Annotated in this window: 20 protein-coding genes; 8 read left to right on the top strand and 12 right to left on the bottom strand. The window is 55.3% G+C overall.

Annotation, left to right across the window (positions count from 1 at the left end; translation table 11 throughout):
• Positions 1-147: 147 nt before the first annotated feature.
• Positions 148-1,206: a Cj0069 family protein gene (locus ABMV07_RS03305; RefSeq protein WP_197691955.1), complete on the bottom strand. Its 1,059-nt coding sequence runs from the start codon at positions 1,204-1,206 to the stop codon at positions 148-150.
• Positions 1,207-1,803: 597 nt separating this feature from the next.
• Here ABMV07_RS03305 and ABMV07_RS03300 point away from each other — a divergent pair.
• The 4 genes from ABMV07_RS03300 (at position 1,804) to ABMV07_RS03285 (ending at position 6,063) form a co-directional block, all read left to right on the top strand.
• A complete protein-coding gene (locus tag ABMV07_RS03300) occupies positions 1,804-2,685 on the top strand; it encodes a sulfurtransferase (RefSeq protein ID WP_088267079.1) in 882 nt (293 codons plus the stop codon).
• Between the two features lie 256 nt (positions 2,686-2,941).
• Positions 2,942-4,726 (top strand): acetyl/propionyl/methylcrotonyl-CoA carboxylase subunit alpha, encoded by a 1,785-nt coding sequence (locus tag ABMV07_RS03295; RefSeq protein WP_088267078.1) that lies wholly within the window; start codon positions 2,942-2,944, stop codon positions 4,724-4,726.
• A 183-nt stretch (positions 4,727-4,909) separates the two neighbouring features.
• Complete coding sequence (locus tag ABMV07_RS03290; RefSeq protein ID WP_088267077.1) at positions 4,910-5,284, top strand: hypothetical protein; 375 nt, start codon at positions 4,910-4,912, stop codon at positions 5,282-5,284.
• A gap of 14 nt (positions 5,285-5,298) precedes the next feature.
• A complete protein-coding gene (locus ABMV07_RS03285) occupies positions 5,299-6,063 on the top strand; it encodes a macro domain-containing protein (RefSeq protein ID WP_197692908.1) in 765 nt (254 codons plus the stop codon).
• An 89-nt stretch (positions 6,064-6,152) separates the two neighbouring features.
• Here the strand turns inward: ABMV07_RS03285 and ABMV07_RS03280 are convergent, their stop codons facing one another.
• The 5 genes from ABMV07_RS03280 to upp all read right to left on the bottom strand — a co-directional run bounded on the left by ABMV07_RS03280 (position 6,153) and on the right by upp (position 14,281).
• On the bottom strand, positions 6,153-9,578 hold the full coding sequence (locus tag ABMV07_RS03280) for a pyruvate carboxylase (protein ID WP_088267088.1): 3,426 nt from the start codon (positions 9,576-9,578) through the stop codon (positions 6,153-6,155).
• Positions 9,579-10,095: 517 nt separating this feature from the next.
• On the bottom strand, positions 10,096-11,502 hold the full coding sequence (locus ABMV07_RS03275) for an NAD(P)H-quinone dehydrogenase (RefSeq protein ID WP_088267075.1): 1,407 nt from the start codon (positions 11,500-11,502) through the stop codon (positions 10,096-10,098).
• A 108-nt stretch (positions 11,503-11,610) separates the two neighbouring features.
• The gene (locus ABMV07_RS03270; RefSeq protein ID WP_088267074.1) at positions 11,611-12,801 is read right to left on the bottom strand and encodes an amidohydrolase; all 1,191 of its coding nucleotides are present in this window, start codon (positions 12,799-12,801) and stop codon (positions 11,611-11,613) included.
• 70 nt (positions 12,802-12,871) lie between these two features.
• Positions 12,872-13,450, bottom strand: coding sequence for a helix-turn-helix domain-containing protein (locus ABMV07_RS03265; RefSeq protein WP_088267087.1), 579 nt, complete (start codon positions 13,448-13,450; stop codon positions 12,872-12,874).
• Between the two features lie 195 nt (positions 13,451-13,645).
• Positions 13,646-14,281, bottom strand: coding sequence for a uracil phosphoribosyltransferase (gene upp, locus ABMV07_RS03260; protein WP_088267086.1), 636 nt, complete (start codon positions 14,279-14,281; stop codon positions 13,646-13,648).
• 64 nt (positions 14,282-14,345) lie between these two features.
• Between upp and ABMV07_RS03255 the strand changes: the two genes are divergently transcribed.
• The 3 genes from ABMV07_RS03255 to ABMV07_RS03245 are packed head-to-tail and all read left to right on the top strand — an operon-like array spanning position 14,346 to position 16,716.
• The gene (locus ABMV07_RS03255; protein WP_088267073.1) at positions 14,346-14,627 is read left to right on the top strand and encodes a hypothetical protein; all 282 of its coding nucleotides are present in this window, start codon (positions 14,346-14,348) and stop codon (positions 14,625-14,627) included.
• Entirely contained in the window at positions 14,624-15,463 is an 840-nt protein-coding gene (locus tag ABMV07_RS03250; protein WP_196977593.1) for a C40 family peptidase, read from the top strand. The genes ABMV07_RS03255 and ABMV07_RS03250 overlap by 4 nt, the downstream gene beginning before the upstream one ends.
• A 20-nt stretch (positions 15,464-15,483) precedes the next feature.
• On the top strand, positions 15,484-16,716 hold the full coding sequence (locus ABMV07_RS03245; RefSeq protein ID WP_374064863.1) for a hypothetical protein: 1,233 nt from the start codon (positions 15,484-15,486) through the stop codon (positions 16,714-16,716).
• A gap of 265 nt (positions 16,717-16,981) precedes the next feature.
• On the opposite strand, the gene ABMV07_RS03240 is transcribed toward ABMV07_RS03245, so the two are convergent.
• On the bottom strand, positions 16,982-17,926 hold the full coding sequence (locus ABMV07_RS03240; protein WP_196977592.1) for a hypothetical protein: 945 nt from the start codon (positions 17,924-17,926) through the stop codon (positions 16,982-16,984).
• Between ABMV07_RS03240 and ABMV07_RS03235 the strand changes: the two genes are divergently transcribed.
• Positions 17,925-19,184: a serine hydrolase gene (locus tag ABMV07_RS03235; protein ID WP_088267069.1), complete on the top strand. Its 1,260-nt coding sequence runs from the start codon at positions 17,925-17,927 to the stop codon at positions 19,182-19,184. The two genes, ABMV07_RS03240 and ABMV07_RS03235, sit on opposite strands and share 2 nt — an antisense overlap.
• Before the next feature lie 95 nt (positions 19,185-19,279).
• Here the strand turns inward: ABMV07_RS03235 and ABMV07_RS03230 are convergent, their stop codons facing one another.
• From ABMV07_RS03230 to ABMV07_RS03210, 5 genes are all read right to left on the bottom strand, one after another.
• Complete coding sequence (locus ABMV07_RS03230) at positions 19,280-20,440, bottom strand: YhjD/YihY/BrkB family envelope integrity protein (RefSeq protein WP_088267068.1); 1,161 nt, start codon at positions 20,438-20,440, stop codon at positions 19,280-19,282.
• A 119-nt stretch (positions 20,441-20,559) separates the two neighbouring features.
• The gene (trpS, locus tag ABMV07_RS03225) at positions 20,560-21,612 is read right to left on the bottom strand and encodes a tryptophan--tRNA ligase (protein ID WP_197691957.1); all 1,053 of its coding nucleotides are present in this window, start codon (positions 21,610-21,612) and stop codon (positions 20,560-20,562) included.
• A gap of 180 nt (positions 21,613-21,792) precedes the next feature.
• A complete protein-coding gene (locus tag ABMV07_RS03220; RefSeq protein ID WP_010934437.1) occupies positions 21,793-21,972 on the bottom strand; it encodes a hypothetical protein in 180 nt (59 codons plus the stop codon).
• A gap of 156 nt (positions 21,973-22,128) precedes the next feature.
• The gene (locus tag ABMV07_RS03215; protein WP_374064862.1) at positions 22,129-23,034 is read right to left on the bottom strand and encodes an exodeoxyribonuclease III; all 906 of its coding nucleotides are present in this window, start codon (positions 23,032-23,034) and stop codon (positions 22,129-22,131) included.
• Positions 23,035-23,044: 10 nt separating this feature from the next.
• Positions 23,045-24,301, bottom strand: coding sequence for an MFS transporter (locus tag ABMV07_RS03210; RefSeq protein WP_196977591.1), 1,257 nt, complete (start codon positions 24,299-24,301; stop codon positions 23,045-23,047).
• Between the last annotated feature and the right edge of the window lie 133 nt (positions 24,302-24,434).

The raw sequence follows: 24,434 nt of genomic DNA, 5'->3' as shown, positions 1-24,434 counted from the left end.
CAATATTTTAACCAACGCACATCGTGGAATACGAAAGACATGTTACGCGGGAGGCGTCGAAAAGCACGAAAGCGGCGCACCACCCTTTGTCTCCCCATCGAGAGAATAAGGGCGTACGCCGCTTTCGCTTTTACGTAACGAAAACGTTTATGCGTGCTTCTTTTCCACGCGCTCGACGGCTTCCTGAGCAACGAGCTCTTGGATGCCCATGTCCAGCTCAGAGGTGAAACCAACGCATGAGCAGTTGATCTCGCCGAGAACGTAGGTGTCCTCGCCGTTCTCGCCATCAGCGAGCATGAAGTCTGCGGTCCAGATCAACGGGATGTTGTCGCCACCAAGCTTTTCAGCGATCACAGGGCGAGCAGCTGCGAACATGTCGACGAGCTCCTGCCATGCCTCTGGCTTGTCGTAGGTGTACTTTGCGCCCGAGAACAAGGTTGCCGAGAAGTTGTCGCCGCCAGCAGCTGGCTTCTTGTGCACCACGAATACTGGGTGTGGACCAACCATCAAGATACGGATTTCGCCTTCGACAATACGAGGCATAAAGCGCATATCGACGAGCATACCGTTATCGCCCACGATGTACTGATCGCAGAAATCCATAAACTCGCCAAGCTCACGGATCTCGGTGTGGTTGTCTACAGCCTCGGTGCAGCGCAACTTGGTGTCCAAAGGCAGTGCAGTTCCTGGAGCCACCGATGCAGCGAGCTCCTTGTCCTCAAGCTGCACACGCCAGATGCCCGAGCCTGTAGAGCCACGGTTTTGCTTAAGAACGCGCTCACCATAAGAAAGCGAGGTTGGGAGGGTGTTGTGGAACGTCTCCACATCGTAGTAAGCGGCGGTATCGGAAGGAACCAGATCAGTGTCGTTGAGCTTGACCAAAGCATCCTTTGCGCCATAAGCCATCATCTCAGCTGGGGTAGACATACCCACAAGACCAGCCTCGGACAGCTTGGTCAGCAAATCAAAGTAGCCCTTCTCGCCGCCAGGAATGTTGCCTGGGTTAACACGAGAAATGTAGCCGTCGAAGTTCTGGGAAACATACTCAAACAGGCCTTCGCTCCACCCAGGACGGTAGAACACAACCTCAGCGTGCCATCCCTTTTCCTTGATGGCATCAACGATAGGAAGCGTGTCCTTACGGTGACCGTTGAACTGCTTATCGTTTCCGCCTTCGACCTCGAAGACAACAATGCTCTTGTGCAATTTATGAACCTTTCGGGGTGGTATGTGGACTCCTTCCCTCCGCAAAGAACAAGCGCCTTCGCATATAAGAAGTCAGCCACAAAATAGGACGCGAATAAACCGCGAAACAACATCCGAGGAGCTTGTCAGCGCGGCCACGATAGACATACCGGCTTTTACTGAATGGGCGCCTCAAACTTGATGCTATTAAACATCTCACTTCTAGGGGATAGAACACACTAAGGAGTAATCAACAACACACAAAAGACGAACACACCCTTATATTTAAGGAGTAGGCGCAGATACAGGGGGGCGTCGATAAGCCTTGACTACGCCATGCCATTCCTCCCCTGCTCAGCAGCACTTTTGACCCACCATGATGGCTACACCCCCAGCATGCGGTAGGATGTGCGCGGCCACAATACATAACGAAAGAATAATGCCCGCTGTAAGACTGCTCACAATGTGAACTTTGTGCGGAACAATCAACTGCACCGCCACGTTGTGACAATATTGCTTAAAGGTGGGCCAACCCCGTGGCTTTTCACGCCAGCCCACTGCCATAGTGGAATCTTTCAGCGATTGCGCGTCACCGTTTAGTCATTGAAGAAGGTAAAAATGCCAGCACCATTCGATCCCCACCCACAGTTCCAGGAGTACGCACACCCCGAAAAGCTCGTCTCCGCCTCGTGGCTGAGCGCCCGCCTAGGCACCAAAGGCCTTCGCGTTGTGGAATCCGACGAGGACTCACTCCTCTACGACATTGGACACATCCCCGGTGCCGTACGCATCGACTGGGCCAAGGACTTAAACGACGCCACCATCCGCGACTACATCAGCGCCGAGGATTTCGCAACGCTCATGGACGCGAAAGGCATCGCCCGAGACGACACCGTGGTGATCTACGGCGATAAGTCCAACTGGTGGGCAACCTTTACCCTATGGATCTTCGAGCTCTTTGGCCACGCGGACATCCGCATCCTCAATGGCGGTCGCGATGCATGGATGGCCGAGGAACGCGACACCTCCTACGCTGTTCCGGAGTACCCAGCAACCGGCTACCCCGTTGTCACCGATACCAGCGCACCAGCGCGCATTTTTGTCGACGAGCTCGTGAGCAAACTGGGCACACAACAGCTTATCGACGTCCGCAGTGAATCCGAATATGCGGGCATTGCAGACAATGATTACCCCTCATCTGGGGTGTTACGCAGCGGCCATATCCCAACTGCGGTGAACATTCCATGGAATAAGTCAGTACACCCGAACAGCCGGTTCCGCTCCTTTGCTGAGCTCAGTGAGATCTACGGCGGACTCGACAAAAACGCTGAAACCGTCACCTACTGCCAAGTAGGCGACCGCGCAGCCCACACATGGTTCGTCCTAAAATACCTGCTTGGACACGACATTGCCCGCACCTATGACGGATCATGGGCCGAATGGGGCAACATGATTCGCATGCCTATCGCCAAGGGTGAAGAGCCCGGCGTGGCACCCTAGAAAAATAATAGTTTTGACTATAAAATAAATTCCTCGGGAGCAATTCTTCCGAGGAATTTGCCATTGAAGAGGCATCTAATGTGCAAGAATATGTGATGCCCACCGCATTAAGTGCACTATGTAGACTATCTTACTTTTAATGTCGGGCACTCAAACGACTGACAATGGTGTAGCAACCTATAGCGAGATGTCATGCCACGCCCCTAGAATTGCTACACCAGCCCCAAAAATTTTCATCAGAACCAGGAGAGCTTCAGTGTCTGTGGAACAGAAGAAGATCACTAAGGTCCTCATCGCAAACCGCGGTGAGATCGCCGTCCGCGTTATCCGTGCAGCCCGCGATTCCGGCATCGCCAGCGTCGCCGTGTACGCAGAGCCCGATGCAGACGCTCCTTTCGTCTCCATGGCTGACGAGGCATTCGCACTAGGTGGCCAAACCTCCGCCGAGTCCTACCTTGTCTTTGACAAGATCCTCGACGCGGCCAAGAAATCCGGCGCCGACGCCATCCACCCAGGCTATGGCTTCCTCTCCGAAAACGGCGACTTCGCCGAAGCAGTTATCAATGCAGGCCTGATCTGGGTCGGCCCATCGCCACAGTCCATCCGCGACCTCGGCGATAAAGTCACCGCACGCCACATCGCGCTTAAGGCAGAAGCACCTATGGCACCAGGCACCAAAGAGCCTGTCAAGGACGCTTCCGAGGTCGTCGCTTTCGCAGAAGAGCACGGACTTCCTATCGCCATTAAGGCAGCATTCGGTGGCGGTGGCCGCGGCATGAAAGTCGCCTACACCATGGACGAAGTAGCCGACCTCTACGAATCCGCAACCCGTGAGGCAGTGGCAGCCTTCGGCCGTGGCGAATGCTTCGTCGAGCGCTACCTCGATAAAGCCCGCCACGTCGAGTGCCAGGTCATCGCAGATATGCACGGCAACGTCGTTGTCGCCGGCACCCGCGACTGCTCCCTCCAGCGCCGATTCCAAAAGCTCGTCGAAGAAGCACCAGCCCCATTCCTTACCGACGACCAGCGCACCCGTCTCCACGAATCCGCCAAGGCCATCTGTAAAGAAGCTGGCTACTACGGTGCAGGCACCGTCGAGTACCTCGTTGGCTCTGATGGACTGATCTCCTTCCTCGAGGTCAACACCCGCCTCCAGGTGGAACACCCCGTCACCGAGGTCACCACTGGACTCGACTTGGTTCGCGAACAGTTCCGAATCGCAGAGGGCAAAGAACTTCACATCAAACAAGACCCCACCCCTCGTGGACACGCCTTTGAGTTCCGCATTAACGGCGAAGACGCTGGCTCCAACTTCATGCCAGCACCAGGCAAGGTAACCAAATACATCGAGCCATCCGGCCCAGGTGTGCGCATGGACTCCGGCATCGTCGAAGGCTCCGTCATCGGCGGCCAATTCGACTCCATGCTCGCCAAGCTCATCGTCTTCGGCGAAACCCGCGACGAAGCACTCCAGCGCGCATCCCGCGCACTCAACGAATACGTCGTCGAAGGCATGCCAACCGTCTTGCCATTCCACCGCCACATCGTAGAAAACCCAGCCTTCATCGGCGACGGCGAAAAATTCGACGTCTACACCAAGTGGATCGAAGAAGAATGGGACAACCTCATCGAGCCATACGTTGACCCAACCGAGGTGGACGACGAAGAAGCAGCACTGCCATCCCAAAAGGTAATCGTTGAAATTGACGGCCGTCGCGTAGAAATCGCGCTGCCAGGCGACCTCGCCCTCGGCGGCGGCTCCGGCGCACCAAAGAAGAAAGCCAAGAAACGCCGCGCAGGCGGTTCCAAGGCTGCTATCTCCGGCGACGCTGTTGCAGCACCAATGCAAGGCACCGTTATCAAGATCAACGCCGAAGAAGGCGCCGAAGTAGCTGAAGGCGACACCGTCGTCGTCCTCGAAGCAATGAAGATGGAAAACCCAGTCAAGGCACACAAGTCCGGTGTTGTCACCGGCCTAGCCATCGCCGCCGGCGAAGGCGTGACCAAGGGCCAGGTTCTCCTCGAAATCAAAGACGCCTAAGCGTCCTTAAGAAGCCTCAGGCTCGTCACCTCGCTGACATTACGAGCCTGATTTCACCCCACGTGGGGCCTTCCCGTAGGCACTCAAGCAGTGCCGTGGGAAGGCCCCACTTTTGTCTTACTTTCACGTTGTCGCCCCCAAAACTTCTGATCAGTGTTCGAGAAAAGCTTTACACTATGTGACATGGAACCAACCGAAATCAACGGCGGACGCTTCTACGCACGCCCACTCCACAACGACGAAAGAATCGACGACTCCCCCGCCCTCCAGCTTGTCGACGCCCACCTCACCGTCGACGAAGCCCGCACCGCTTGGGACCACGACACCCTGTACACATGGGCAGTCTGCGAACAAACCAACGTCGACATGGTTGCACTCGCCGCACTTCATATCACCGACACCGCCACCGTTCTCGACATCGCCCCCGTAGGTGACCCCAACCGCAAACTCCCCAACGACCCAGTTCTGACCCCCAAAACAGTTGGTGACGCAGTCACCGAAATCCGCGGCCCCATCACCCGTTGGTGCACCGCACACGGTTTCACCCTCACCAGCTAATACAATGAAGCGCTATGACCAATAGCCCCACCGACGCCCAGATAACAGCAGCACGGAATTTTCTCCACGCCTTAGAAGCCGACGATCCCCGAAATGCCGTTGTTGTATCGGAAGGAATCGACGATTCTTTCCAACACACACTTTCTAGTATCGACGCGATGGTGAATATGCGTGATCCTCGCGCAGCTTCTCAAGCACTCGAAGAAGCCCAGTCAACTTTCCTCAAAGCCACCGCACCTGCGGCTGCAATCGTGATAGGAGACATCACAGCGTTACCGGCTACGGCAATGGTGGTACCGGCTACACAAACGTTGATTGGGCCGACGTCGCCCTCGCTGCGCGATCTCGCGGCTCGGATCCATCAACGTGCCGGCTTCGGACTTCGCTTAGAGTGTGCGCGCCTGCTTAACGAATCCCACGGGCCCATAGAAGTGGGTTCTACGTACATTACCAACGGATTTTTACTTCCCACACCATGGCTTATTCACACAGTGACTTCACAGCTTAATTTGGCAGCGCGGGGCGAAAGTATCGAATTATTGCGTCAGTGTTTCCGAAATATTTTTGCCACCGCCGCGGGAAGGGATTGGAAGGAATTGACGATTCCTTCCCAAATCACAGGCCCCTTAGGGTTCCCTGCGGGGATGGAAGCCCAGATCCTCAGCGAGGAGCTAGCAGCCGCTAGGAAAACAGGATTTTCGGCGCACGTGGTTATCGTATGTGACTCGGAATCGGTAGCCGGAGCGTATCGACGCACCTTCGCACCAGTTACGGATTAAACACACGAAAATAACAGCAGCCGGTTCGAATCTCCGCACGGGAGATAATCGAACCGGCTGCTGTGCGTCTAACCGTTAGACAGTGGTGACTACTTGATCACGAGGAGCAAGTCGCCGCCTTCCACCTTGGTTGCCTGCGTCAAGACGATACGGTCGATAGTTCCGTCTGTGGTGGCAGAGATCGTTGCTTCCATCTTCATAGCTTCGATGACGGCAACTGGGTCGCCTGCTTTGACGGTAGCGCCATCCTCAATTGTCACCGTGACAACGCCTGCGAATGGTGCTGCTACGTGTCCGGCGTTGGAAGGATCAGCCTTTTCTACAGAGGCGGTCACTGACTCTACGCTGCGATCACGCACGAGGATCGGACGAATCTGGCCGTTGACGTTGCACACAACGTTGCGCATGCCCTTTTCGTCGGGCTCGCCGACGGCGTCGAGACGCACCAGCATTGGGACGCTGCTATCCGCGGTACGAATGACCGTTTCTTTGCCTTCTTTGAGGCCATAGAGGAATTCTGCGTCACCGAGTTTGGTGGTATCGCCAAACTGACGGCGGTGCTCTGCGAATTCTGCCGCAGGCTTCGGGAAGAGCAGACGATCCAGCGTTGGGCGAACAGTTGTAGGATCTGCGAGCAGCGCTTCGTCTTCTGCTGGCAGTGGTGCCAAAGTGTCCTTGGATTCCTTACGTCCTGCCAATGCTTTGGCTCGCAGTTCTTCTGGCCAGCCACCTGGAGGGGTGCCGAGTTCACCACGGAGGAAGGCAATAACGGAGTCAGGAATATCGTACTTTTGTGGATCTGCTGCAAAATCCGCTGGGTTAACTCCGGCGCCGACTAGGTAGAGTGCAAGATCGCCAACAACCTTTGACGAGGGGGTGACCTTAGTCGGACGTCCCAGCATCTCGTTAACGGCCGCATAGTAGTCTTCGATGAGCTCAAAGCGGTCTGCTAGGCCGAGTGCGGTTGCCTGTGCGCGCAGATTGGACAGCTGGCCGCCTGGAATTTCGTGCTGGTACACGCGTCCGGTTGGCCCTGGGGTTCCGGATTCGAATGGTGCGTAGAGTTTACGCACTGCTTCCCAGTACGGCTCTATCGATCCGACTGCGTCGAGCGAAAGGCCCGTGTCGCGGTAGGTGTTAGCGAACGCAGCAACGATAGCGGAGAGTGATGGCTGCGACGTTGTGCCCGATAGCGGCGCGGAGGCTCCATCGACGGCATCGGCACCAGCGGCTGCTGCAGCCCAATACGTAGCCAGCTGGCCGCCGGCAGTGTCGTGGGTATGCACGTGAACAGGCAGATCAAAGTTGCGACGCAATTCCGTGACCAGCTTGGCGGCCGCGGCTGGCTTCATCAATCCGGCCATGTCTTTAATCGCAAGGACATGCGCACCGGATGTGACGATTTCCTCGGCAAGTTTGAGGTAGTAGTCCAGCGTGTAGAGCTTCTCATCTGGGCTGGTTAGGTCACCAGAGTATGCCATGGCGACTTCGGCAATGGTGGTATTGGTTTCTAGGACTGCGTCGATTGCTGGACGCATCTGGGAGACGTCGTTAAGCGCGTCGAAAATGCGGAAGATATCAACACCGGAGCGTGCTGCTTCGTCAACGAACATCTTACAGACGGAATCTGGGTAGGGCGTGTAGCCAACTGTGTTGCGGCCTCGCAGCAGCATCTGGATATTGACGTTTGGCATGGCCTCGCGCAGATGATCGAGGCGCTCCCAGGGATCCTCGTGGAGGAATCGCATAGCGACGTCGTAGGTAGCGCCACCCCATGCTTCTACGGACAGCAGCTCTGGGGTTAGCTTTGCGACGTGCCGTGCCGCGTCGATCAGTGTGTTGGAGCGTACGCGGGTAGCGAGAAGCGACTGGTGTGCATCACGGAAGGTGGTGTCAGTAACCGCAAGCGCATCCTGTTTACGCAGTGCGCGTGCAAATCCCTCTGGGCCGAGCTGGAGCAGACGGTCACGGGAGCCACGTGGTAGCTCACCTTTGACCTCTGCTGGGAGCTTTTCTAAGGGGTTGATCACAGCCGGGCGCGGACCATGAGGCTTGTTCACCGTGACATCGGCCAAGTAGTTTAAGATGCGGCCAGGCTCATCGTCGGCAGGTGGTGCGTGTAGCAACCATGGGTGGTCAGCGATGAAGCCGGTAGCGATGCGCTTGTGCTGGAAGTCTTCTTCGCGTAGCAAAGCACGCAGGAATCCGATGTTGGTGGCCACGCCTGAGACGACGAATTCTGCGAGAGCACGCTGCGCGCGTGCTACTGCGGTGGCGAAATCGGCACCTCGGCAGGTCATCTTAACCAACATGGAGTCGAAGTTCGGGGTGATCTCACCACCGAGCATGGCGGCACCGTCGAGACGAACACCTGCGCCGCCTGGTGAGCGGTAAGCGGTGATCGTGCCGGTGTCTGGGCGGAAGCCATTGTTGGGGTCTTCGGTGGTGATACGGCACTGCAGAGCCGCGCCTTCGGTGTGGATGTCTTCTTGGCGTAGGCCGAGATCCTCGAGTGTCGCACCGGAGGCAATCATGATTTGGGACTTCACCAAGTCCACCTGAGTGACTTCTTCGGTCACGGTGTGCTCGACCTGGATACGAGGGTTCATCTCGATGAAGACGTGGTTGCCTTCCTCATCGACCAAGAACTCCACGGTGCCCGCACCTTGGTAATCAATGTGGCGTGCAAAGGCGACTGCATCGGCACAGATCTTTTCGCGCAGGCTTGGGGCCAAGTGCTGAGCTGGGGCGATCTCCACTACCTTTTGGTGGCGACGCTGCAGCGAGCAGTCACGCTCGTACAGGTGGATGATGTTGCCTACGGAGTCGCCAAGGATCTGAACCTCAATATGCTGAGGGTTGATCACTGCACGCTCGGCGTAGACTCGGCCGTCACCGAATGCTGCAGCCGCTTCACGGGAGGCTTCCGCTGCTAGCTTTTCTAGGTTTTCGGGGGCGTCGACAAAGCGCATGCCACGTCCGCCGCCACCTGCAACAGCTTTGACGAATAGCGGGTAGGTCTGTCCTTTAGTCAGTTCCGCGAGCTTTTTGGGATCGTCTGTTGCTTCTGTTTCGGTCAGAGTAGGAAGACCGGCTTCACGGGCAGCGGTTACTGCTGCTGCTTTGTCGCCGGTAAGCTCCAGTACTGATGGAGGTGGACCGATAAAGGTCAACCCGTTTTCGGCGCATTCACGAGCAAGCTGGGCGTTTTCAGAAAGGAAGCCATAGCCTGGGTAAATTGCGTCGGCCCCCGTTTGTTTAGCAGCACGGATGATTTCGTCGATATCGAGGTACGCTTTGACCGCAGATCCGCCCTCACCAATGAGGACAGCTTCGGAGGCAAACGATCGGTGGAATGAATTACGGTCTTCGTTGGGGTAGACAGCTACCGTGGCAGCACCGGTTTCAAAGGCTGCACGAAAAGCTCGCACGGCGATCTCGCCACGGTTGGCGACGAGGATCTTGGACAATGGATTTACCGGAGAGGTTCCACGCTCAGATGATTGTTGAGACACTGTTAGTTTGTCCTTGTTTGAAAAAAGAAAGCCAGCACTTTTGTGAAAAAGCACTAGACTATGTACCTTGATTCGCACGGTGGCGAAATCTGTGATCGCAGTTACTTTTACAGGCTTCGAGCTTACCCGTCGTTTTACCCCTATGAAACCTCCGGTGCCACATTAATTGACAACGGTTGCCTAATTTCGAGGTGAGAATAGAAATATCCATGGTCGTAGTGCCCGATCGCACCTAAGAAACCCCCCAAACCTTGCCCGCACTACCCCCGCCCCCTTGGCATTACACGTCAAAGAAAACGACCACAGTTCAGCACATTCCTTGCCACTATCCCCCACTGTGCAGTCTCCCCCGCTGCATAAAAAGAGAACAATCGCGATTGTGAACAACACAACATCGCGACCGCGATGACCTAAAACATGAGGTCAAGACATTTAAAGTCATAAAACAATAGCCGAGGCGCTTACTAAGAAACTTAAAAACGCCTCGGCTACCCCCTACATAATTACCCCTGCTGTTTTATTGCAGGTCATCATGCTGCACCAACTGACGTGCAGCCTCAGTAATCGAACCCGACAGTGATGGATATACGGCAAAGCTCTCCGCAAGATCAGACACCGTGAGCTGGTTAGTCACGGCAACAGCGATCGGAAGAATCAGCTCTGATGCAGTCGGTGCCACTACAACACCACCAATCACAATGCCGGAGTTCTTACGGCAGAACATCTTGACAAAACCATGTCGGAGGGAGCGCATTTTGGCACGTGGATTGGTCTGAAGCGGCAACATCACGGTACGGGCAATGACTTCACCCGATTCGATCTGTTTCTGGGTCACGCCCACAGCTGCAATTTCTGGACGGGTAAACACTGCGGTTGCCACTGTCTTCATGCGGATGGGCTTTACGCCTTCTCCCAACGCGTGGTACATGGCAATGCGCCCCTGCATAGCAGCAACCGAAGCCAGCGGGAACAAGTCGGTGCAGTCGCCACCGGCGTAAACGCCCGCAACGTTGGTCCGCGAGACACGGTCGACGCGAATGTGGCCAGAACGTGTCGTTTCAATTCCTACCTTTTCTAGACCAAGATCCTTGGTGTTAGGCACGGAACCGACGGTCATCAAGGCGTGGGAGCCATAGATTTCTCGACCATCAGAGGTTTTCACGCATACGCCACCATCTTCGGTGCGGGTAACGGAATCGACGCGAGCATGCTTTTCCAAAGCCACGCCGCGTTCTGCCAGCACGGTTTCAAGCACATCAGCAGCATCGGCGTCATCGTGAGGCAAAATGCGGTCACGGGAAGCCACCATGGTAACCTTGACCCCAAGCTCTGCGAAGGCAGAAACAAACTCGGCACCGGTCACACCCGAACCGACCACGATAAGGTGCTCTGGGAGCTCGTTGAGGCCGTAGATCTGACGCCACGTAAGGATTCGTTCGCCGTCTGGTTGTGCGTCTGGCAGGATGCGCGGAGTGGCACCGGTAGCAATCAAAATGAGGTCGCACTCGATGGTTTCTGTGGTTCCATCGGCACGGTCCACCTTGATGTAGTGCACGGTTTGTTTAGGGTTATAGTCATCAAACGAGCCGCGGCCGTCGATAACGCGCACACCGTGAGCATCCATTGATGCACGAATATCGGAAGACTGCTCGTAGGCAAGGGCCTGAACGCGGTTATTGAGGGCGTCGATAAGCAAGTGTGCCTCGCCGATGCCCTTGTTGAGCCCCATGTCGTCGGCACGGCGCAAGTCAGTCTTGATGTTTGCGCCTGCGATGAACGACTTGGATGGCACGCAGTCGTTGATAACTGCTGCGCCACCTAGGCCACGGTCCTCAATAATGGTGATTTCGGCGCCATATTTTGCGCCGGCCAACGCTGCTTCATAGCCTGCGGGGCCGCCACCGATAATCACGATTCGAGTCACTGTTCCTCCAGTATGGGTGTGCCGGTTAGATGAGTCCAACACCCAAGTGTATCGGAGACATCCCACAGCGCGAATCGCGCACTTTACTCCCACGGGGAACGCGTCAGATTAATCCTCGATGAACAACGCTGCGTGGGAGTTATATCGATCAGCCACTGCACCAAAGAGACGAACGCCTACTTCAAGGCAACGCTCATCCGCATACATGTCGGCTTGATGCAGGTCACCAGGGGTTCCTTCCCCATTCCAGCACCCCAGTCGGGCCATAGATCCAGGGACGTGTTCGAGGTACCACGAGAAGTCTTCACCACCTGAAGACTGTGGTGCTTCGACTACTGTGCTGGGGTTAATCGTGCGTGCCGCGTCGGCAATGACGGCGGTGGCGACATCGTCGTTAAGCACCGGCGGTACCCCTTTATGGTGGATAAGCTCATAAGTGCATCCGATAGGCGCTAGGACTTGAGGAACCAACTCTGCAAGGAGTCCTTCCATCATGCGCCACACCCCAATATCTGCGGTTCGTATGGTGCCCTTCACCGAGCCTTCTTCCGTAATGGCGTTAGGCGCATAGCCTGCGTTAATCATTCCAAAGACTAAGACGGTGCCTGTGCGCGGATCGACCCGGCGCGAAAGCAAGCCTGGCAGGTCAACGACCAGCTTGGATAGTGCGTAGACGACATCGGCGGTTAGATGGGGGCGCGATGTGTGCCCTCCTGGGCCGAATACTTTGATTTCAATGACGTCGGAGGCACTCGTGATGGCGCCCGCCCGAACGCCTACTTTGCCGACTGTGAGTTTGGGTTCGGCATGAATAGCGAAGATGTTGGACACACCTTTCAGTGCCCCGAATTCAATGACTTCTGGGGCACCGCCTTCCATGACTTCTTCGGCTGGTTGGAAGATGACACGCACGCCGATGGTGAGGTCTGCAGAAGCGAGTGCGCAGGCGGTTGCAAGTGCGACGGTAATGTGGACGTCGTGTCCGCAGGCGTGCATGACACCGTAGTTTTCCGAGATGACGTCGTGATCGTCGTTTTCTGTGATGGGGAGGGCATCGATGTCACCGCGGAAGGCGATTTTTTCTGGGGTGTCTGGGCCGATATCGACCATGAGCCCTGTGTTGGGGAAGCGCTGTGGGGTGAGTCCATAGCGCCGCAGGGTGGCGTCGATAAAGTCGGTGGTAGCAAACTCCATGTGCGAAAGCTCTGGGTGTCGGTGAAAGTGCCGTCTCCACTCGATCATCTCGTCACGGTGTTGTTGTACCCATTGCGTGACATGCTCCGCAACCGATTGTGCCACGATACTTCCCTGCCTTTCACCTTTTCTGCATGCAATCTTTCATCCTAACCACAGCAAGAAGAAAGGAAAGTTATAGCCCCACGTTCGTAGGAAAGTATCTAGGCGAGGGGTCGTCGTCGGGCTTATCGACGTCCCCACTATCTTCTGTGTCTTCTCCGCTCTTCGTCGTGTCGGCGTCGTTGTTATCAGGCGTTTCAGGCATGACTGCGATGCCAAAGTCTGGGTCGTCAGCGTGGTCATCATCCCAGTCTTCGTCATCAAATAGTGGCGACTGCTCATCCCAGTAGCGGTAGCGATACTGGATGGAGAATTTTTGGGTGTCTTGGCTGCTGGTAGGCCATGCGATGTCGATGGGCAGTTCACTGCCAGTGTCTTGACAAATGTCAGTGACGTAGTCCCCTACCGCGGGCATGAGTGCAGCTGGTGGGACATGGAGAGCACGCGCTAGTCGATAGATTGTCGACATCGTGGGATCGGAGCTTTTGGTTGCACTATTTTCGTTGCGCTCGAGATTGGAGATTTGGTTGCGGCTTAAGTTGGCGATTTCTGCAAGCCCGTCTTGAGTAAGGCCACGCAGTCGCCGTAGTTTATGTAGCCTCACCCCAAAGGCGTGGCCATAACTGGGCCACTGCGTCCAACCTTCATTCATGCGCTCAAATGTGCCCAATACAGTGGTCAACGTCCGCCCAATACATTGGTCAGAGCACTGTAAATAAACAAAATCTTATAGTAATGGGCGGTGGTTACGCATAACAAAAATCCCCCATGCCAACCGCAGGCCATGCACAATCACATGGCTACGACAAGCAGGGGGAAACGACTATGAGACGCTATGAAAGCAGTTTTAGAGGTCGATATTACGCGGCCCGTAGAGGCGATCACCAGCATCGCCGAGGCCAGGAACGATGTAGGCGTCGTCGTTAAGCTCGGGGTCGATGGTGGCCGTAACCAAACGACAAGGCAGGCCCGACTCAGCCAAGGCATCGACACCTGTTTGCGCCGACACCATACAAATAGCGGTAATGTCAGTAGCACCACGATCCGCCAGCAGCTTAATGGCATGCAGCAACGAACCACCCGTAGCCAACATCGGATCCACACAGAACACGGTACGGCCGCTGAGATCGTCGGGTAATGCTTCAAGATAAGGAACAGGCTGATGGGTGGCCTCATCACGCGCCATGCCAATAAAGCCCACCTGAGCATCAGGGATCATCGACAATGCCGGATCCACCATGCCCAAACCGGCACGAATAATCGGTACGATAATGGGAGGATCTTGCAAACGAGTCCCCTGCGTATCGGCAACAGGAGTACTGACTGGGAACTGCTCAATTGCAAGATCACGAGACGCCTCATAGACGAGCATGGCGCCGAGATCTGCAAGCGCAGCACGGAATCCCGCATTGTTAGTGCGCTTATCGCGCATGATGGTAAGGCGTGAAGCTGCCAGGGGGTGGTCGACGATCCGAATTTCCATACCAGCCATCGTAGCCCCGGAATGCGTGGGAACCAGAACCCACGCTCATTACGTCTAAACATATATGGACTCTCACATCGCCATCGACGTACCTCTCATGCACCAATGGCTTCGCACGCTTATCGACGAAGCCACACACCCACCCAGCGACCATCACGACATTACCTCAGACTGCGCCGGAATTGGCGACTTTCTCAGGGCTTATAACCGCTGCGTTACATCCTTGACCACACGCGCAACCGAGCACTGCCACCAAGCAGAAGAACTAGCCGCCACCGCGCACCAGCTTCTCCAACACGCCGAAGACATCGACGCCGATACTGCCCGACGAGAGGACACCCTGTGATTAACCTCCCCGGTGTGGTTTCCATGCTGGCCACACTCGCACCCCCACACCTCAACCTAGCCATCCCCGAAACACCATCTTTTCCCACCGCCGACCTGATCACGCACGCTTTTGGCACCACCACACCACTTATCCATGCAGCACAAACCCTAACCGCCGACGCACACCGCGCACGCAGCGTCATCCCCCAAGCACTGCACGAAATAGACAATCTCCGCGCAGAACTCGGACACATGGCCACCGACTTTCTAAGCGAGGCCACCCGAATCTTTCCGAAACTCTTTAGCCCCCTGCCGGGATCAGCACACGCAGCCCATGCAGAACTTGCAGCATTGCCAGGCAAATACATCGATCTAGCATTCGCACGTCTCGACCTCGCCAATAAAAACCTCACCCATGCCACCATGACACTGCTCTCGGTAGCAGATAGGGGCGTCGATACGCGAGGCGAACTCCCACCACCTGCAGCACCCCCTACCCCTCCACCTGCGTCTCACCTCGGAAAACGAGCCGTCGACGCTGCCATGAGCGCCCTAGGCACCCCATACCTGTGGGGCGGAACAACACTCGCCGGCTTCGACTGCTCCGGATTTACCCAATGGGCATGGCGACAAGCAGGCATTGAGCTGCCCCGACTCGCCGAACACCAAAACGTCGGCGCACCCGTCGCGCGTGAAAACCTCCAACTAGGCGATCTACTCGTCTGGGACGGCCACGTTGCCATGTACGCCGGCAACGGAAACATCATCGAAGCCGGAAACCCCGTCGCACTCAACCCCATCAGAACCACCAACATGGGAATGCCGTTTAAAGGTTACTTCCGACCCACAGGGTAGACCCGCTAAGATGCATAGCCATGGCTAATAAAGGAATCGTACCCGTCAAAATCTCATTGACCGAGGGCGACTTTTACACTCTCTGGGCACCACAATGGCGCGAACACGGCGCCGAGTGGCAGGCGTTTCTCGGTAGCGGGGACGACCTTTACGTATTCGAATCCCCCGCGGCAGTCCTCGCCTACATCGAATCCGGCGCGCGCCACGACCTCAGCGACCACCCCAAGTGGGGTGCCTTCATGGCCGGTACCGACGATCGCGTCGTGCCCACCGATCGCCAAGAATACGACCTCATTGGAGTACCTGCACTACTCGCAGAACGCCCAAGTCACACCAACGTCTCTGCAGTGGCACGTTGCTTTGCCATCGCACGCAGCCTCGGCGATGTGACCGCAACCATCCCAGTACAAAGCTTCTTCTCCTCGCACTCCATCCTCATGAACACCGAGCGTGGCGGCGACCACTTCACCGGCGACTCCGGCCTAGGCGAATGGACCGGTATCGGACGCATCGTCTTGACCAGCTGGAATAACGTCATCGATGCCCTCGACAGCGTCATCACCGTCCACACTGACGGAAACGCCGAGGCTATCAGCGACGCAGCCGCGCGTATCGACGACGCCGCCGCCGAAGCAGAACAGCGCCGCATCGCCGAAGAAGAAAAGAAAAAGGCCGACGCTGAAAAAGTCGACCCCTACGACGCCACCCCATGGGCAGCAGCAGGTATCGACCCCATCAAGATCTCCATCGATGGGCGCACCGTCTACACCCTGCGCACCTACATCGAAGCACAGCCCGTATTCCTAGGAAAATACGGGGAAATCTTCACCTTCAACTCCGGAAAATCTCTCGTCCGCTGGCTCGTCGAACATGACGATCACGATCTCGCACGCGTATCTACCTGGGAAGACCTCATGGTTCCCGTCAACACCGGCGAGCTCGACATCACAGTCCACCCCGACAATGTTTACTCATTCAACGGCCTCACCCGAGACATCAACACCAGCGTCGAAGCCGTAGACACCGCCCAAATGGCCCGCGCCTACGAACTCCTCGCCGACGCCGCCGACTGGGCAGCCGACGACTCCCTCAACTCATACTTCCTCACCAACCCCCGCATGCAGGACTACATCTCCTACATGATCGGATCCACCCGAGTCTCCGGCTACACCCCCACCCCACCATTTACCGAGCACTCCGAAAGCTGGGCTGAAATGGAGAAAATGCTGACCAAACGATTCAGCAAATTCTAAACACCCCTAAGCCCGCAGCCGAGATCACCTCGGACAAACCAATCCCCATGAGAAGGACTGAGAAATCAGACACCAACTCATGGGGAATATTTTTATAAAAACTGCACCTGCTTGACGCACTCAAGAAGAAAAGCAGCTATGCGGCCGTGGTGAAAGGCTGCTGTGTGGCCGTGCAGCTGTGCGGCTGTGAATGCCGCTTTCTTCTAGTTGCTGGCTACCAGAAAACCAGTTCAGCACTCATGACCCAGTCAGCCCCCACAATCTCCTAGAGATCTAGATCATCAAACTCAATACCCATCTCATCTAGAAACTGTGGATCCACGCCTTCTAAGCCAGCAGCCCCACCATGATGATCCGTGTGCACATGACCTGCATGATCACGCTCAACGCGCAGCTCTGTCGTACTTTCTGCATCGTCGGTAGCGGAATCATCAGCAAAATCTTCACCCAACTGCTCAAAGAACGGGAAAACCAATTCTTCCCACAACTGCACCCTCAGCGGCTGTGGCAACAACGACACCGCCACGGCATCTCGAGTCAACTCGAAAAGATCCTCGATCTGTAATTCCAAGTACTCCGTCAATGCCAAAAGACGATCTGTGGAAAGAATCGACGATGCTGTCCGGTAACCCAACTTAGACATCAACGGCAACGGATGATCTGCAAGCTCTGCAACCTCTCCATTTTCAAGATCAGCAAAAGGCCCCACAAGCACTGGATAATCACGATCGCGGACCCACGCCGAAAGCCTTCCCGGAACAATATCGTCATCTTCGAAACGAAAATCTTCAAACAAACCAATGCCATGAATGATGCGGCTAGCCCCCACACGAACCTGATCTGCGACGCTGCCATCGAACTCAAAAGGAACATAATTTTCCCGCAAAATGGCAGCTACGTCAGCGGATTGCGTCGAAAAGCCCACGACGACAGGCGTCCGCGAGCGGTCTGTGTAGTGGGAAGAATCGTCGATTCTTTCCACTACCCCCACAGTAAACGGGGCTTGTTCGGCGACAGAAATCGCACGATCAATATCCTCATGCGGCACCGTGCACTCAAAATACGCCACGTGGTCATCTGTCAGCTGCTGCACCCGAGACTGCACATAAGCAGCATCACCAGACTCGCCGAGAATCACTTTCGGTAGTGCGTGAATTAGCTCATGCGAAATTACTTTAAATTCTGAACGGAAAATAGGGGTGTCATACATGAACTACACCTTAAGCCACGGCACCATCATAAGTATGAAACGTGTGCCAAAAACTCTCATCGCGCTGACCGCCATCACTGCAACACTCACACCCACCGCACTTAGCGCAACCATGGCACCAGCATTAGCCGACCCTGCACCGCGTTCCTCCGCGCCGAACACCGACAAATGCGACAACGCCACCACCCCACCATCGGCCGAGACGACCTCCGAAAAACTCGCACCAGGACATACATCAATCGCACCACTTCCTACCGTCGACAACGAATTTGGCAGCTGTGGAATAACAAAAGCAACAGGATTCGACGTCCCCACCAATACCGCTTCGGCATGGATGGTTTTTGACCTCGATACCGGTGCTGTCATCGCCACCAAAGACCCCCATGGACGCTACCGCCCTGCATCCGTCATCAAAGCACTTATCGCGCTCGTAGCCATCGAAGAACTCGACCTTTCGAAAAAAGTTACCATCACCAATGATGACGTGAACCAAGAAGGTTCCGCTGTCGGTTTTGTGGAAGGAATCGACTATTCCGTCCAACAACTACTCGACGGACTACTCTTAGGCAGCGGAAACGACGCCGCCAGCGCACTCGCACGCGCCCTCGGCGGCGAAGACACCGCCATCAAAAAGATCAACGATCTTGCCCAGGAATTGGGAACCGTCGACACGTACGCCGCCTCATACACTGGCCTCGACGCCCAAGGCATGTCCACTTCTGTGCGCGACCTTGCTGTCATCTATCAAGCAGCATGGCAAAACACCGTCTTCGCAGACACCGTGAAAAAAGAATATTCAGATCTTCCTGCCGATAAAGCCGGCACAACATTCCAAGTCTGGAATGACAACGGCATCCTCATGAACACCGAACACGGCATCGGTGGCAAAACCGGTTTTACCGACGACGCCCACCACACCTTCGTCGGCGCCAAAAACATCAATGGTCGACGCATCGCCGCCATCATCCTCGACACGACCATCGATCTAGGACGCCCGTGGGAACAAGCTAACAAGCTTATCGACGCCGGCTACAAAGTCGCCGAAAACCAAGCAGTAGGGTCGATTCTTCGGAAGGAATCGACGATTCCTTCCGAAGAATCGCAACCAAAAGAGCTCTCGCGCCCATCGTTTACTAACCCCTCTGATAACCGCAACACGACACCTCGTTTTGTGATTCTGGGGGCGTTGGTGGCGCTGGTAGGGCTCGGGGCGCTGGCGTGGATGTTCGGTAAACGTGAAGATCGCGTGAATCGCTAAAACAGGAAAACCCCTAAGTACGGAGACGATGTGTGTCATTTCCTGTTCTACCTAGGGGTTGTTTTATTTTTTATCAAGCAAGCGTTGTTTTGGAATTACTTTCGCTTCCACAGTGACAGCAAGGCAGTAGCGGCTGCAGCACCGGCGATGCCGATTCCAATGCCTTTGCCTTTGTCGCCTCCGGTGCGGATTTCTTCGCGAACGCGGATGACGGCTGGTGCTGGTGGCTCGAGTTTGGCAATCGCTAAGGATTCTGCGGTGGTTGCAGCCCAGGCGCAGCAGTACATAAGGATGCGCCAGACGAAGTAGAGCAACACCATGAGTCCGATGATGGGGCCGAAGGTGGCTCCGGCGGGGTTGCTCAATGCGTTCGAGAAGAATTGAGATGCGAGTTGCTTGAAGGTCTCAAAGAGCACAGCACCAATACCTGCGGCTTTAAGGGCAGATTTTGTGGGGACTTCGCCTCGGGGGAGGTATTTGATAAGCCAGAGGAATACGCAGAAGTTGGCGATAAGTCCCACGACTAAAGAGATGAAGAATGTGAGAAGGAAGATGCCGGGAACGTCGGCAAGCCCGATGGCGTCGATAAGCTGCGTCGTCAGGCCAGAGGATCCGATAGCGGTGATACCCAGCGCGATGCCCATGGCCACGAGCAGGCTGAGGAATCCAAGGAAATCTTGGAATTTGGTTTTCGCAAAGTTGTCACCGGTGACTGGGTATCGCCACATTTTCGACGCCCCGTAGCGCAGATGCGACATCCAGCTTAGACCGGACCATAAGGCAGTAAGACCACCGATGCCGAACATGGCACCGCGTTGACTGATGGCGGTATCGAGAATTTCTTTGAGGGTATCTGCGATAGATGCGTCGACAGAATCGGTGATTCTTTCCTGTAATTGCTGCAGTGTTTCTGGCTGACGCGCAAGAATAGTTGCTGCCGCTGCCATGACGAGCATGAGGATCGGGAACATCGACAACACAGAAAAATATGTAATGCCCGCGGAGTATTGGTTGCCGCCTTCTTGGCTGTACCGCTCATTCATACGCATGAGATGGTCAAACCATCCCCATTTGAGTCGTATCTTATCGACGATCCCAGGGTCGTCGGCATTCGAACGTTCAATGCCGAACTCGTCGGTCTTGTTGCGGTTTTGGCGCGTGGACATGGCGCGAATGCTCTCGCGTTGGTGTGCCGCGCGCGATGATGCGGGCACAACAGTGTTCGCTGAGATTTTTCCTGAGCCTCGAGACGCCATAAGAATTTCTGCCTTTTTAAATCATTGTGAGCTGGGAACTTAATCCAGACTATAGGCAGAAACAGCAATCCAGCTGCTTATAGTGGCGAAGCAGCCGGATCGTTGCAAAGTTGTAATTGTCAGCGTTTTAGCGCTTTGGGGGGCAAAAAGCCGATATGCTCGTAAGCATCTACAAGGGTGCGCGATGCAATCTCGCGGGCTTTTTCAGCGCCAAGAGCCAACACATTTTCCAGCTCAGTGCGGTCAGACATATACATGTCGTACTGAGCCTTCAAAGGTGTAACGAAGGCCTCGAGGGCATCGGCGGTGTCGACCTTCAAGGCGCCGTAACCCTGGCCTTGGTAGGCGTCGACGAGCGAGTCGATGCTCTTGCCCGTCAGTGCCGACTGAATGACCAGCAAGTTAGACACACCAGGCTTGTTTTCCTTATCAAAACGGATCTCGCCATCGTTGTCGGTCACAGCAGAGCGAATGCGCTTCGCAGAAACCTTGGGGTCATCAAGCAGATTAATCAAGCCCTTGGGATTCGAACCCGACTTGCTCATCTTGGATGTTGGGTCTTGAAGATCATAAATCTTGGCAGCACCCTCTGGGATAATTCCGTCTGGCACCACGAAGGTCTTTTTAAAACGGGAGTTAAAACGCTCAGCAAGCGTGCGGGTGAGCTCCAAGTGCTGGCGCTGATCCTCACCCACCGGCACGAACTGCGGACGGTAAAGCAAAATGTCTGCGGCCATCAACATGGGATAGGTAAACAGACCTGCTGAGGTACGATCTGCGCCACGCTTAGCGGACTTGTCCTTGAACTGTGTCATTCGGCTCGCTTCACCGAAACCGGTCAAGCACGTAAGAACCCAACCAAGCTCAGCGTGTTCCGGCACGTGAGACTGCACAAACAGGGTGCTCTTGTGAGGATCAATACCCAAAGCTAAGAGCTGTGCAGCACCAGCCATGGTACGTTCCCGCAGCTCACGAGGATCTTGATCAACCGTGATGGCGTGCAGATCAGGGATGAAGTAAAACGCCTCGTAGTTATCCTGAAGGTCGATCCACTGCTTCAGGGCACCCAAATAGTTTCCTAGGTGGTACGAGTCGGCTGTTGGTTGAATTCCCGACAGCACACGTTGCTTCTTCTGCGTATTTTCTTGCACGGTTGCAGTCATGGTGAACATCCTACAGCGCAGTCACAACACACGAGGAATACGACCCCACCTGTTGATGTAAAACAAAACCGTCTTCCGGTACGGATCCGCTGTGTGATTTCCACAAGTGGATCGTAAGGAAGACGGTTGACAGTGTGCGCTAGCCTGGTATCCGTGGCTCGCTGCGGAAGAATTCTTTGAGCAGACTTCCTACTGCATACGAGGGCGGGGAGCCACAATAGCGATGAGGCCACCAATGGTCGTTGCACCGCCTACGCCCATGAGGATGCCGCCGAGCATACCCGCAACGTCATTGTTACCGGTCAAGAAATAACCGCCTAGGACGGCAGCGATACCGACAACAAGGGCGATGATTCCAGAAATTCGCATGATGTAACTGCTCCTGATTCTATTGTCAACGTCGAAGCACTGACAGTACTACCGCAAGCAAAATTAATCGAAACGAGGTGTCTGACCTTAGCCCCTATCCGCGTCTACAACCTGTGAACCAGTCTGTGCGATTAAGGCGCCACTCTGAGCCCGTGTTTAGGAATACACCACCGTCAAAGGTGAGTGATCCGACCAGCGCAAATCATATGCTGCTGCCTTATCGACCCAGCACCGAGTCGCACGCTCCAGCATCGCAGAAGTTGCTGCTTGATAATCAATACGCCAACCAGCATTCGTATCAAACGCCTGACCACGATAAGTCCACCAGGTATAAGCAGCGTCCTCGGGAGCTAATCGACGCGCCACGTCAAACCATTTCGGGTCGTTCGCCGGAGTACGACGCTGCTCCGAGGCATAGTCCACCGCACCTGCCCATTGGCCAGCATCTGACACCTGGCTTTCAGAATCAGGGAAAACACCAAATACCGAATCCATAAAAGCCCGTTCGTCTGGAAGGAATCCAGACTTCTTTCGGTTCGTTTTCCAATTCTTCAGATCTTGCATGCGGTGACAAATGTTCCAATCACCACCGACCACCATGTGCGGATTATCCTGCGCCGCTTGCTCAAGAAACGGACCGAACACATCAAGGAAACGGTATTTCTCGTCTTGCTTATCAGTATCGGCAGAACCAGAAGGCAAGTAGAGCGACGCCACCACCACGTCATGACCTGCATCAGGATCAGACAGTGTTGCTTGGATATACCGGCCAGAATCGACGAATCCTTCCAACCCCACCTGAACATCACGCAGTGGCTGGCGACTTAAAATACCCACCCCGGCGCGGCCTTTGGCAGCAGCAGGAGCGCCAACATAGTGCCATCCGGCATCGAGGGCAGGTGCCAAAGCAGTAAGAGAATCTTTTTCCGAAGCACGAACCTCTTGCAGCAAGACGACATTGGAACCGGACTGCTCTAGCCAAGGAAGCATTCCGCGGTTGGCGTCGCTACGCTGCTTGACGGCAGCACGAATTCCATTGACGTTAACTGTTGTAATTTGCATGCTGGCCATCCTAGCTGTGCTGTTTGCGTTCTTGTTTGCTGCGCGTGATATGCGCTGGAATCCAAATGATGATGGCGACACAACCTAAAGCAGCACCAGCAAGAGCAGGAGCAGAATAGCTATATCCTGCGCTGATCACTACGCCACCAAGCAGTGCGCCACAAGCATTCGCGATGTTAAGCGCAGAGTGGTTAAGTGCAGCAGCTAGGGTCTGCGCACGACCGGCAACGTCCATAAGTCGGATTTGAAGAGGCGGGATGAGCATCGAACCGGAAAGCCCCACCAGAGCAAAGTTGATGATGGCGATCCACGCATAGGCACTGGTGAAGTAGAAACTCACCAGGGTGAGCACAATGCAAATAAGAGCAGTAAGAATTCCGTATTCCACGCTCCAGTCGGAAAGGCGTCCGCCGATAAAATTGCCAGCAATCATGCCAAGGCCATAGGCCATCAGCACGATCCACATGAGTGCCTCAGGCAGACCCGCGCGCTGCGTCATCGTCCAAGAGATATAGGTGTACACAGCAAACATGCCACCAAAGCCCACCGAGCCGATCAGCAGTGACGCCCAGACTTGACCATTCCTTAACGCACCGAGCTCTGTGAGTGGGCTCGTCGGTTTCATCTTGGACATGTGTGGCATGAGGGTCCACAACAATGCCAAGGTAATAGCACCGATGATGGTGACCACCACGTACGCGGCTTTCCACGTGGTAGCAAATCCCAAAGCTTGGACAGCGGGTACACCGACCACAGTTGCCACGGGCAATCCCATGCCCACGAATGCCAGTGCACGACCGCGTTGCCCTGCGGGGGCCATCGACGCCACGGCAAGACCCGCTACGGAGAAAAACGCACCGTGCGGCAAGCCAGCTAAAAAGCGTGCAGCCATCAGCACAGGATAAGAAGTGGTAAATACTGTCAACGCGTTGCCGATTGTAAAGGCAATCATCAACAAGATCAGTAGACGTCGGCGCGGAATCATTCCGGTAAAAGCGGTGATGACAGGCGCACCGACGACCACGCCCATCGCATAGGCGGTAATCACGTGACCGGCAGTGGACTCCGCCACGTTGAAGTCCTCAGCGATAAGGCTGAGCAATCCCATGGAAACAAATTCGGTAACACCGATACCGAATCCGCCGAGCGCCAACGCCAACATGGCGATGAGTCGGTGGCGATGAGTGATCTCTGTTTGGCGAGGTACAGGTTTTCTTTTATTGAGGTGGTTGACAAGCACGACGAGATACCTTAACAGCGTTTGCATGTTTCCCTGATGAGCGTCCCCCATACCCCACGTTGTAGCGCGCGACAATACCCGCAAAACAGGACGCTTGTACTGTTTTTACCCCCGCTGCCCCATACTCAAAGCCCAGCTAAGAGCGTTTTTTGCAGCTGAA

Origin of the sequence: Corynebacterium belfantii, assembly GCF_041898185.1 — a bacterium.
GTDB lineage: Bacteria > Actinomycetota > Actinomycetes > Mycobacteriales > Mycobacteriaceae > Corynebacterium > Corynebacterium belfantii.
Note: the sequence above shows the minus strand (reverse complement) of the source record. Positions and strands in the feature narration are given on the sequence as shown.